The 12,655-nt window shown below is 68.3% G+C and carries 6 protein-coding genes and 1 tRNA gene; 6 read left to right on the top strand and 1 reads right to left on the bottom strand.

The features are described 5' to 3' along the window. Positions 1–43: 43 nt before the first annotated feature. Positions 44–117 (top strand) — tRNA-Met (locus IE177_RS19145). A 429-nt stretch (positions 118–546) separates the two neighbouring features. Here IE177_RS19145 and IE177_RS19140 read toward each other — a convergent pair. Beyond that, positions 547–1,347: an HNH endonuclease gene (locus IE177_RS19140; protein WP_190016578.1), complete on the bottom strand. Its 801-nt coding sequence runs from the start codon at positions 1,345–1,347 to the stop codon at positions 547–549. Positions 1,348–1,873: 526 nt separating this feature from the next. On the opposite strand from IE177_RS19140, the gene IE177_RS19135 reads away from it, so the two are divergent. The 5 genes from IE177_RS19135 to IE177_RS19115 all read left to right on the top strand — a co-directional run bounded on the left by IE177_RS19135 (position 1,874) and on the right by IE177_RS19115 (position 12,296). Continuing rightward, positions 1,874–3,697 (top strand): ATP-dependent nuclease, encoded by a 1,824-nt coding sequence (locus tag IE177_RS19135; RefSeq protein ID WP_055625384.1) that lies wholly within the window; start codon positions 1,874–1,876, stop codon positions 3,695–3,697. Positions 3,698–4,072: 375 nt separating this feature from the next. Continuing rightward, entirely contained in the window at positions 4,073–5,242 is a 1,170-nt protein-coding gene (locus IE177_RS19130; RefSeq protein WP_190016577.1) for an exonuclease SbcCD subunit D, read from the top strand. Between the two features lies 1 nt (position 5,243). After that, entirely contained in the window at positions 5,244–8,258 is a 3,015-nt protein-coding gene (locus IE177_RS35460) for an AAA family ATPase (protein ID WP_190016576.1), read from the top strand. Positions 8,259–9,009: 751 nt separating this feature from the next. Continuing rightward, positions 9,010–9,687 carry a restriction endonuclease gene (locus tag IE177_RS19120; RefSeq protein ID WP_190016575.1) on the top strand — a complete coding sequence of 226 codons (678 nt, stop codon included), beginning with the start codon at positions 9,010–9,012 and terminating at the stop codon, positions 9,685–9,687. Positions 9,688–9,869: 182 nt separating this feature from the next. Beyond that, positions 9,870–12,296: a DEAD/DEAH box helicase gene (locus IE177_RS19115; protein WP_190016574.1), complete on the top strand. Its 2,427-nt coding sequence runs from the start codon at positions 9,870–9,872 to the stop codon at positions 12,294–12,296. The last annotated feature ends 359 nt before the right edge of the window (positions 12,297–12,655 follow it).

Here is a 12,655-nt window from a genome sequence, read left to right as displayed (position 1 = left end):
GTCTTCGGCGCCTGCTGGGATGGCGTACGGTGGGGGACACCGACGCGGGGTGGAGCAGCTCGGTAGCTCGCTGGGCTCATAACCCAGAGGTCGCAGGTTCAAATCCTGTCCCCGCTACTGCCGAAGAAGCCCGGATCTACACGATCCGGGCTCTTTCGCGTTCCCTGGACGATCCTCACCGCGCCATCTGTTTTCTCCCGCCTGGCGCCGCCGCGTCGGCACAGGTCACCAGGGATACGCGGGCGTGTCGGGGCCATGACATCCCCTCAGTGGCCGCTCAGCCCTGCACACAGTGAAGAAGGTGGTGGGGTGTGGTCGGCGTGGCTGCTTCGGGGACCGGGGGTGGCAGGTGCGCGGACTGAGCGTCGGCACGACCCCGCGCCGTCCGCAACTCGATGGGCTGCACGAGAGGCCCGGCACTGAATTGTCGTACAGTTCGGACCTCTGCGAACGACGTTGGTACGCGATCCGCTCCGGTCGCCGCCAGGCGAACTGGTCGGCCTCCTTGGCCGTGCCCGGCCGACTGCCGTCCGGCAGACGGACGGACTACAAGTCCACTGGAAAGTAGTCGCCTTTGTGGAGATTGCAGATCCAGTGGGCGAGCTGGACGTTGAGCAGCGTGTGCTCGCCCCCTGCGGTGAGCGGGATGCGGTGATCAAGGGTTGCGCACCACATGTCGGGCCAGGCCCGTTCACGCTCGACGGCCGTCTTGCATATCTGGCAGATCCAGCCGTCGCGTTCGTACACCGCGAGAGGATCCAGACGCTCGACGGTGGCCTCCAGGCCCAGCTCACGCATCCGGGCGGCGTAGCTGCCGGCCGCACGCGACACGCGCTGCAGGCGCTCGGACCGGGCTGCGTAGGCGGGTGTCCACAACCGAGGCACGGACTCCTTGCCGCATACGAAGGCTGTCCAGGTGTACTCCTGGTCCGTCTCGTCCACATCACGGATGATTTCCGTGTACCACCGCCACGTCCCGCCCTCTGCCTCGAAGGGCCCGAAAGTGTCATCCAGTGGCTTCAGGCCCAGGAAGGCTCCCAGGATCAAAGACGTCGGAGTCCACGTATGGTCAGTCAGGTAGTAGAACGCCGCGCCGGTCTGCGTGTGGACGGACAGCGCCACCTGCTCCAGTTGCCAGCTGCTGCCGCTGTGCGGTCTCACCTGCCAGGGGATGGCGTAATCCGGCAGATCGACGGCGCGGTGGACGGCGATGACGGAACCGTGCCGTTCCACCACGTCGCCCGGCTTGGGCGAGTAGCCCTGGATCTCATACGGAAAGAGCGAGCCAGCAGGCAGAGTGCGAAACGCCCGCGCAGGCCGGGCGCCTTGAGGATCGGGCGAGAACACGGGCGGCCGGGTGATTTCCCCGCGCTCGATGCGGCGGTTGAAGCGCCGATTGAGAGTCAGATTGCAGCGGGGGCGAGCACACGTGCCGGTCGCGGTGCTTCCAGTGCGCCCTGGCCGGGACCGGCTCCCCGCAGACTTGACACGGTTCTCCGCCCTTGGCGCGCTCGCCGGCCTTCAGTTGCTCATCGCGCCAGTCCCAGTAGCGTTGTCGTTCCCCACCCGGCCCCCTCTCCCTCGGCCACCATAGGTCACGCCCGTCCAGCCGTACGGTGTGGTCCTGATGACTTGCCCTGTGAGATGACCACCGTGTGGCATGCGCCCGGCCTGTACGCACAGTGATCGCCCGACCGTGAGCCTCACAGCAGGGAGACGCTAACTGGCGCAAAAGGGGGAGCTGTTGCTTTGTGTCCCTCTAGGATGACTGCCTGCGATGAGTGCTCAGGTGCCTCATCCGCACGCGTAACGCCCGCACGCCACGCCCCTGCCCGTCGCCCGGCGGAGCGGGGAGATACGGAGCAGCTCGACCGTGCACCTCATCCGCTTCTCCGCGTGCGGGTTCCGCTCGCTGACCCATGTGCAGGACATCCCGGTCAGCAGCCCGACGATCCTGGCCGGCCGCAACGACGGCGGCAAGAGCGCGGTCCTGGCCGCGCTGGCCTTCCTGCTGGGCGAGCACCGTCTGACGGACGAGGACCGCACCTACCAGCAGGACGAGGGCGTCAAGGGACAGCGCTGCGCGGAGACATGGGTGGAGGGCGTCTTCCGCTTGGACACCGTCGAGCAGGCCGCCGCCCCCTTACCGGCGGAGCTCCGCATCCGGCGCCGCTCACGGGCCGGTGAGGCGGCGTGCTGGGAGTTCTTCGGATCGCAGCCCGCCGACAGCCGTCTGCAGGGCCTGGGTCGGCTGATGAAGAAGGACCTGACCGAACTGGTCGCCGAGTTCGGACTTGCCCCGTCGGGCACGCTGAAGGAAGACCTGCTGGCCGCGCTCACCGCACACGCCGCGACCGTCCCGCAGACCGAGCAGTGGCAGCCGCTGCCGAAAGACCTCGAGGCACGGCTGCCGCGGCTGCTGGCGTTCGGCGGCAAGGACGAGAGCCCGGACGACGCGGTGCGCACCGCGCTGAGCAGCTGCTACGAGACCCACCTGGAGGACGAGACCCTCCAGGGACAGGTCCGGGAGATCGAGAAGGAGATCACGCAGCGGCTGGAGAAGGAAGCGGACTCCCTGTGCCGGCACATCCGCCAGCACTGCCGTGAGTTCGTCGGCGTGGAGGTCAAGCCCGAGGTCTCCTTCAAGGGCGGCTTCAAGAGAGCGCCGCTGGAGGTCTCCAAGGCCGACGGCGAGCCTGTGGATCTGACCCGCTCGGGCCAGGGCAGCACCCGGCGCATCGCCCTCGCCGTGTGGGAGTGGACCAGCAGCCTCCTCGAAAGCAGTGAACTCGCCGCGACGGGGGAGCAGGACGAGCCGCAGCCCACCCAGACCATCGTCGTCTACGACGAGCCCGACACCCACCTCGACTACCGCCACCAGCGCACCGTCATGGACATCATCCGCAAGCAGTGCGCCCTGCCCCACGTCAGCGTCATCGTTGCTACCCACTCGATGAACCTCATCGACGGCGTCGACATCGCCGACGTCGTCCACCTCAAGCTCAGCGACAGCGGCCGCACCCTCGTCGAGCGCCTCGACGGCGACACCCACGACGGCATCGACTTCCACCTCGGACAGATCGCCGCCGCGGTGGGACTGCGCAACTCCGTCCTGCTGCACGAACGCTGCTTCCTGGCAGTCGAAGGCCCCACCGAGCAGCAGTGCGTGCCCCTGCTCTTCCGCCTCTCGCAGGGACTGCCCCTGCAGGCGGCCGGCATCGCCCTGTGGGCCTGCGACAACAACGAAGGAGCACTCCACCTCGCGGGCTACCTCGTCAAGCACCATCGCACCGTCATGCTGATGGTCGACGCCGACAGCCGCGCAAATAAGCACTTCAAAACCGAGAAACTCATCAAAGCCGGTCTCGACCTCACCAAGCAGGTCTCGTACGTCGGCGAGAGCCAGGGCTACAACGAACTGGAAGAGCTCTTCAGCGACCTCCAGTGGGCAGCCGCCGCCAACGCCCACTGGCCCCGCCCCGAGGGCCAGCCCTGGAGCGCCGACGACTTCAGCGAGCACCGGGGCGGCAAGTTCAGCGAGCGCATCCTCTACATGATCAAACAGCAGGCCGCAGAGAGCAGCCCCAACGGCAAGGCCGACATGCTCTACGCACTGGTGTCCATGCTCACCACCCCCGAAGAGGTCCCCCAGCAGCTACGGGACATCTTCACCGAGGTGCAGGCCCTCGCCTGCTGACCTGCTGCTGCGTTCGCCGCTGCAGCATGCGCTCCTTGCGCTGCTCAGTGGTCGGCGCCGTCCAGGCGTGCCATCCGGCCTCCGCAGTCCATTGCCGCGCGTGCGCGCGGGCTTCGATTCCGCACCACCGGCAGCCCCCGGGCGCCACAGTGTGCTCGGTCCTGGCAGAACGCGATAACGACATCACATCCTCCTTCCCCCACTGCTTATCTTGCCTCCTGCCACTGACAATCACCCTGCGAGCCGCGTCCGGCTCCGCCACCCGGCGGCGCATACGAAGAAACCTTTCCCTCACGTGCCCCAAGCCTCCGAAACAAGACCGTTTATCGGGAAAACCGCCCGTAGCTCCCACCACTCTGGTTACGGTCTGTGCCCATGAGGTTCCTGCATACCTCGGACTGGCATCTCGGCTGCCGGTTCCACGGGGAAGATCTGATCGACCACCAGCGCAAGGTCCTGGACCACATCTGCGCCACCGCCCGCACCCAGAAGGTGGACGCCCTGCTGATCGCGGGCGACATCTACGACCGTGCCATTCCGAGCCTGGACGCGGTACGTCTGTTCGACCGGGCTCTGCACCAGCTTGCCGACCTTGGTATCCCCACCGTCATGATCAGCGGGAACCACGACTCGGCCCACCGTCTCGGTACTGGCTCCGGCCTGTACGCCAAATCCGGCGTTCACCTGCGCACCGACCCCGCCGACGCTGCCCGCCCCGTCCTCCTCGACGACGAGCACGGTCCCGTCGCCGTCTACGGAGTGCCCTACCTCGAGCCCGCCCTGGTACGCACCCAGTTGGACGCAGAGACAGCCTCCCACCAGGCCGTTCTCACCTCGGCACTGGACCGCATCCGGACTGACCTCGCCACCCGTCCGGGCGCCCGCTCCGTCGTCCTCGCCCACGCCTTCATTACCGGTGCCACCACCAGCAAAAGCGAACGCGACATCAGCGTCGGCGGAGTCGCCCACGCCGGCGCCGACCTCTTCGACGGCATCGACTACACCGCCCTGGGCCATCTGCATCGCCCGCAGAGCGTCAACGACCGCATCCACTACAGCGGCTCCCCACTGGCCTACTCCTTCTCCGAGGCCAACCACACCAAATCGATCACCCTGGCCGACCTGCCGGCCGCCGGAGCCCCCACGATCACCCGCCACAACATCCTGGCCGACCTCCATCTGCCGCTGGCCCGGTTGACCGGCCGCATCGAGGATCTGCTGACCGACCCCGCGCACGAAGCTCTCAGCGAAGCCTGGCTGCAGGTCACCCTCACCGACACCGCCCTGCCGTACGAGGCGATGGCACGACTCAGACAGCGCTTCTCCAAGACGCTGGACATGCGGCACGTACCCGCTGGCATCCCGGCACAGGCCACCGACAGCCCCACCTACCGCGAACGGGTACGCGGCCGCGGCGACCTCGACATCGCCCACGACTTCATCACCGCCGTGCGCGGCACCCCACCCACCACCGCAGAGGCAGGCCTCCTGCAAGAGGCCGTCGACGACATGCGCGTGCGCGCCCAGGAGAAGGAAACCGTCTGACATGCGTCTGCACTCCCTGCGCCTGCAGGCCTTCGGCCCCTTCGCCCGCCGGCACACCGTCGACTTCGACGCCCTGTCCGCCGACGGCCTGTTCCTCCTGCACGGCGACACCGGCGCCGGCAAGAGCACCCTGTTCGCCGCCATCTGCTTCGCCCTGTATGGCCTGCCGCCTCACGAACGCAACATGCGGCTGCGCAGCGATCACGCTCCCGCGGACCTGCTGACCGAAGTGACCCTGGAATTAACCCTGGCCGGCAAGCGCCTGCAGATCCGCAGGATCCCCGCCCAGAAGCGACCCCACCTGCGCAACAGCGCAGAACTCGTCGACCAGAAGGCCGAAACCCACCTGCACCAGTGGGTCCTCGACGAACACGGACACGGCCGGTGGGAAGGCGTCATCAAGTCCCACAGGGAAGCCGCAGAAGAGATCAAGTCCCTCCTGCGCCTGACCCGGCAGCAGTTCTGCCAGGTCGTCCTGCTCCCGCAGAACGAGTTCACCAAGTTCCTGCGTGCCGACGCATCTGAACGCCGCATCCTGCTTGGCACCCTCTTCGGCACCCGTCGCTTCGGCCTCATCGAAGAATTCCTCGCCAACCGCAAAACCCTCACCGCGAAGACGCGCGACGAGGCCCGCGCAGACGTCCTGCGCCTGGCCGAACGCATCAAGCAGGCAGCCGGCGACGACCTCGAACCCGCCCAGATCGCCCCCCGGGCCGACGACCCCGCCACCCTCACCGCACCCGCCCGCGCGTGGGCCAGCGCCCTGCACCACCAAGCCCTCACCCGCCAGTACGCTGCCGACGCCGCCACCGAGACCGCCGAGCAGCAGCTGGCGCAAGCCCGCCTGACAGAACAGGCCGTCCGCGACCTCCACCGTCTCCAGCAGGCCCACCGCACCACCGCACACGAGCTCGACCTGCTCTACGAGGAGGCCACCCGCCACGACCTCCTTGCCGAACGCCGCGACCGCGCTGTGAAAGCCCAGCAACTGCAATCCGTCCTGGAGACCGCGCACACCGCCGACCGCGAGCACACCCGTGCCCTGGACGAGGACAGCCGCGCCCGCGCCCTGCTGCCGCCCGAACACACATCCCTCGACGCCGCTGGCCTCACTCACGCCGCGCAGCAGCTGCACGCCGACACCGGCGCTGTCCAGGCGCTGCTGCCCGACGAGGCCACCCTCCAGCGCCACACGGCAGAACTGGCCGCACTCGACCGCGAGCGCCAGCAGCTCACCGAAACCCTCACCGACGCCCAGCAATGGCTCAACGCCCTTCCACAACGCCGCGCCGACCTTGCCGCACGTCTGGAAGCCGCCCGCAGCGCGCAGGAAACCAGCCGCGAACTCACCCCCACCCTCAACCTCGTTGAAAAGCAGCTGGAAGCCGCCAGGCGCCGTGACGCCCTCGACCAGCAGATCAGCGTCGCCCACAAAGTCCTCAGCCAGGCCGAGAAGGACTCCGAGCAAGCCGCGAAAACGTACATCGACATCCGACGCCGCCGCACGGACGGCATCGTCGCCGAACTCGCCGACCGGCTCGTCGACGGCGAAGACTGCCCCGTATGCGGTTCCCCCACCCACCCCGCACCCGCCACTGCCCAGCCAGGCCAGCCCACCGCCGCCGACGAACAGGCCGCCGAAGCAGCCCACACCCGCGCCCAGCAGAGTGAGAACAAGGCCAAAGAGGCCCTGGCCCACCTGAACGAACAGGCCGCCACGGCACGCGGTGAAGCCGGCGGCGACACCCCTCTCGCCGACCTCACCGCCCACCGCACCGCCCTCGAACAACACCTCGCCGACGCCCTCTCCCAGGCATCCGACGCCGGACCGGCCAGCGAACAACTCGCCCTTCTGGAAAAGGAACAGGCCGAAACCGAGCACACCCGCAACACCGCCACCGCACGCCTGGGCGCCGCCGACGCAACCTACGACAGCCTGCACACGCAGCGCGAAGAGCTCACCCACCGCCTCGCCACCGCCCTCAACGGGCACGCCACACTCGCCGACCGCATCACCGCCCTCACCCAGCACGCCAGCCGCCTCGAGGCCGCCGCCGCGTGCGCCGCCACCGTGACAACAACCGCCACAGACCGCCACAGCGCCGCCGCTCTCGCCGAGCAGGCAGCCCACGCGGCAGGCTTCACCTCCCCGGCCGAAGCCTCGGCCGCCCGCCTGCCCGACGACGAACTCACCGCGATCGACAAAGAGATCACCCACTGGCGTGAACAGCGCCTCGTACTGACCGCCCGGCTCGCCGAACCCGAACTGCAGGCAGCCATCACCCAGCCACCCGCCGACCTCGAGCACGCCGTCACCGAACTGAACACCGCCACCACAACCCACACCCGCACGGCAGCCCTCGCCACCCAGGCCGCCGACCGGACAACCACCCTGGCCGCCCTCACCGCTCAGCTGGACACCCAGATCCAGCGCCTGGAACCCCTCGAGGACGCCTACCGCACCGTCGATCACCTCCACGGCCTCATCAGCGGCAGCTCCCCCAGCAACCAGCTCCGCATGCAACTGGAGTCCTACGTCCTGGCAGCCCGTCTCGAAGACGTCGTCGACGCCGCCAACACCCGCCTGTCACGCATGTCCCACCACCGCTTCACCCTCGTCCACTCCGACGACAGAGCTGCCCGAGGCGCCAAATCGGGCCTGGACCTCAAGGTCCTCGACGCCTGGAGCGGACACAAACGCCACACGGACACCCTCTCCGGCGGCGAATCCTTCTACGTCTCCCTGGCCCTCGCCCTGGGCCTGGCCGACATCGTCACCGCCGAAGCCGGCGGCCAGGCACTGGACACCCTCTTCATCGACGAAGGCTTCGGCACCCTAGACGAAGACACCCTCCACCAAGTCCTCGACGTCCTGGACTCCCTACGCGCCCACGACCGCACCGTCGGACTCATCAGCCACGTCCCCGAACTCCGCCGCCGCATCACCCAACGCCTGTACATCTCCAAGAACATCGACGGCTCCACCCTCACCCACCTGACCGAAGCGGCCGAATGACCCCACGACGGACGCCGGACCCGCCCTCGCCGACGAAACGCAAGCCCCAGGCCGCGCACACTCACTGATCTTCAACCTGCCGTCGGCCCAAGGCGTAGCCACAACCGCCGGGGCTGCCTGTACCCCTCTCGGCCCCGCCGAGAAAGGCAGCCCCACAGCGCTCCCGCGTCGAAAGCCGCCCATCCTGAAGGCACCCGACCTGCCTCCCAGAAGGAGCGCATCGAACACGTACTGCTTCATGCCATTTCTGCATGTGATCGAAGTGACGGAAACAGAGCACTGCGGTGCATGAGCACCTGCATCGGCCACCGCAGCCGTACCAGAACACGCCAGTCCAGTCCGCATGACAGGAGTTTCCGCAGATCCGAGAACCACTGTCCCGCATGTTCGAACACCGCCGGACCCGTGACCGCGTCACGGCGCGTTTTCGAGGCACTGCCAAGGCCTCCGCTGATCAAACCGGCGGATTTGTCAGTGCCCGCTGCTACACCAATTCCCAGAGATCAGACCGCAGTTGGCGGCCTGACGACACGGAGGAGGAAGCAGTGGCGAAGCCGCCCGAGGGCTACTACAAGGTGCGAAGTCATTACCGACGCAAACCCCGCCCCAGCGCGAAGAAACTGAGCGGCTGGTCGATCGCAGGGCTGATCGCGGTGGTGTGGCTATGGAGCCAGCTCATCGGCTTCGGAGAGGCCTCCCCGACAACACCGCAAACCCCTACACCATCAGTGTCAGCGAGCGTGGGCCACTGATGCCCCGCCGCTCGCCCCGGCTACGCCCACCCCGCGGCGGCAGGGAACAGGCCGCCGCCGCGGCCGTCGCCTGCGCCGCACTCTGGCTGCTGGCCAAGATCGCCACAGCCACATGGCAGGCAGCCGTCCGCATCTGGCCATGGCTCGCCGTCCTCGCGGCTCTCGCCCTCGGCTACGCAGCCTGGCGGTTCATCCGTGAGCTGCAGGCCCGGAAGGTGCGGGCCCAGACGCTGGCCCGGCTCCGGATCACGCTCGCGCAACTCGACGCCATGGACGACCGGGCCTTCGAGTTCGCCCTACGTGACCTGCTCCTCCGGGACGGCTGGAACGCACGGCAGGTCGGCCGACAAGGAGACCAGGCCGCAGACGTCATCGGCGAAGACCGCCAACGCGGCAGAATCGTCCTGCAGGCCAAGCACACGACCGTCGCCGGCAAGGTCGGCTCCTCAGTGATGTACCAGGTCAAAGGCACCGCAGGCCCCGCGCACGGAGCTGATATCGCAGTCGTGGTCACCAACGGCTCCTTCACCCGGGACGCCAAAACATGGGGCGAACGCCACCAAGTGCACTGGATCGACCGGGACCGCCTGCGCCGGTGGGCCGAACACGGCACGCCCCTGCAAGACCTTCTGCGCCTGCCCACGCCACGCAAGACAGCCTTCCGCCGGGCTGCCTGAAACCAAGCGGAGAAAGCCCGAGCCCCGAGCCGTCGTCCCCTATCCACATCCGACAACACTGATCATGGGGCGCGCATGGGCTGGCAGCGCGCCCCCGCCAGAGCAGAGACACTGCGCCGCACCCCTGCTGTACGCGAGAATGAACGCGAGTCAGCCCCTCCTGCATGCCGAGGAAACGCGCGATGACCGCCAGTCCCACCGCAACAGAACACCCCGGGCGTCTGGTCCTGCGCACAGACCAGCAGGAGGGCCTCGCCAACACGGTTCGCCACCTGCGCCGCCCGCGCACCCGCGGGCACGCCGTCTCGGCCTGCGGCACCGGCAAGACCCTCTTCGCACTGCGCGTAGCCGAGGAACTCGGCGTGCGGCACCTGGCAGTGGCGGTGCCCAGCCTGGACCTGGTCGCACAGTGGGCAGCGGCCGCCCGCGCAGACGGCCGCCGCGAGCCGATGATCACCGTCTCCTCGCTACGCGCCGCCTCCCACCCGTTGCTCGCCGAGGCCGAGGTCGACTCGGCCAACGCGGGGGAGTACCTGGCCTACTGGCTCGGCCGCCACCCCAAAGCGACGGTCTTCTTCACCTACGACTCGCTGTCCAAGATCGAAGAGGCCCAGCACTCCGCGATCTTCCCCGCCCCCCTCTTCGGCCTGCTGGTCGTGGACGAAGCCCACGCCACGGCCGGCACCTGGGAGAAGAACTGGACTGCGCTGCACGACAACGAGCGCATCCCTGCCGAGCGCCGCCTCTACCTCACCGCCACCCCCTATGTGTGGGACGCCCCCCGCCTGACCGAGCCGCCCACCACCAGAGCGCAACCCAAGCGCACCACCGCCACCGCACCCGCCTGGGACGACCCAGCCCTGCTGGCGACCATGGACCAGCCGCAGATCTTCGGCCCCCGCCTACACACCTACTCCCACGCCGACGCCATCGATGACGGTGTCCTCGCCGACTACCAGCTCGTCGTCCCCACCGTCACCGACACTGAACTGCACAACGCGCTCACCGATCCTGAAGCCGGGCCCACCGCGCGCCGCACCACCGCCCTTCACTTGGCCATCCTCAAAGCCATGCGCGAGCAGGACCTGCGGCACGTGTTCGTCTACTTCCAGCAGATCGCCGACGCCGCCGACTTCGCCCGCCAGTTCGCCCACACCCTGCGCACCCTCCCCGACGAACTGCGCCCCGACTGGGCGGACGACGTCGTCGTGCAGTCCATCGACGGCACCCACAGCCCCCACCGGCGCGCCGACACCATCGCCCGCTTCAGCAACGCCGAGCGAGGCGTGCTGGCCAACGCCAAGGTCCTAGGCGAAGGCGTCGACCTGCCGGCCGTCGACGCCGTCGTCTTCGCCGACCGCACCGCCAGCGTCCGCCGCATCGTCCAAGCGCTCGGCCGCGCCCTGCGCAAACCACCCACCCTCAAGACGAAGACAGCCAGCCTCGTCATCCCCGCCTACATCCCGCCCGGCACCGACCCCACCGACCTCCTCGGCACCCCCTACGAAGCCCTCTGGCTGGTCACCGCCGCCCTGCGCCACCACGACCAGACCATCGCCGCCCGCACCCCCCGGGCCAAGAACCAGCATCCCGCCCGCGACTCCCACACCTACATCACCCGCCGCTTCCGCTTCGACCACACCCTCGACCCCACCGCGATCGCCCGCGCCCTCGACCTGCTGGTGTGGCCCTCCAGCGGCGCCGTCCTGTCTGCTCCCCGCCGCGCTGGCCTAGCCGCCGCCATCCGCTACCAAAGCGAACACAGCCACCTGCGCGTGAGCGCCGACTACGAGGACGCTTACGGCTACCGGCTGGGGCAATTCATCACCGGCCAACGCACCGCCTACCAGGCAGGCGCCCTCGATCCGGCATGGATCGCCGAGCTCGAGGATCTCGGCATGATCTGGGACGACCACGAGGCCACCTGGCAAGGCCACCTGGCCACCGTCGAGGCCTTCCACGCCGAACACGGCCACCTTGCCATCCCCACCCAACTACCCGGCGGCCAGTTCCTTGCCGACCAGCGCGCCCTAGCCCGAAAGGACCGCCTCACCCTCGACCGCGACAACCAGCTCACAGCCCTCGACCCAGACTGGAAACTCCCCTACGGCCCCGACTGGCATCGCAAGTACCATCTGCTGCGCCGCCACCTGGAAGCCGGCAACCACCCCAGCACGCTGCGCCGCGACACGGTCATCCACGGAGTGAAGGCGGGCAGCTGGCTACACCGCCAGCTCACCAGCTGGCCCGACCTCGACCCCGGCCAGCGCGACCTGCTCGCCCGCATGGGAATCACCCCCGACCGCGCCCTCCTGGAACAGAAACACGCCGCGGGCAGGCCGAGCACATCGCGGCGGCGCACGTTCGCGCAAACCACCGAGATCCTCGGGCTCTTCGTGGCACGGTGGGGACGCACCCCCGGCGCCCGGGAGTGGATCGAGGTGGACGGCGACCGTGTCATGATCGGTCCCTGGCTCGCCAAGGTCCGCACCAAGCTGAACAATGATCAACTCCCCTCAGAGCAAGAAGAGTTGGTGTCCGCTACCCTTGCCGAGCACGGCATCGATCTGGTCCGTGCTCCTGGGACCATCGGACCATCAAGCGGCTGAGGTTTGGCCGCTGAGCTCAGTGCGACAGCAGACGCGTTCGCCCGCTCCCGGGTCCCATTCTCCAGTGAGCGGGGGAGTGGCAGAACTCGAATACTCCAAAGTTTTGGAGACAAGGAAGCAGCGGTCCACAGGATTGGCACGGCTCGACGTTCTAGTCGTAACTGACGAGCCGTCACCAAGCACCCAGTCGGGTAGGCCAACGCTCGCCGCCCCCTGCTGCTAGCCGAATTAACCTGCACCCCAGTCATGTTGGACTTGAAAAGAGAAGGCGAGTCGGGGAGGAGGCACGATCGCGGAGCGATCGGGACACCGCACCGACGACCCAACTCGATCCGCGGAGCGGATCCGGTCCCGGAGGG

This window comes from Streptomyces lucensis JCM 4490, assembly GCF_014650035.1.
In the GTDB taxonomy this organism is placed as follows: Bacteria; Actinomycetota; Actinomycetes; order Streptomycetales; family Streptomycetaceae; genus Streptomyces; species Streptomyces lucensis.
This window is presented reverse-complemented; position numbering and strand designations above follow the sequence as displayed.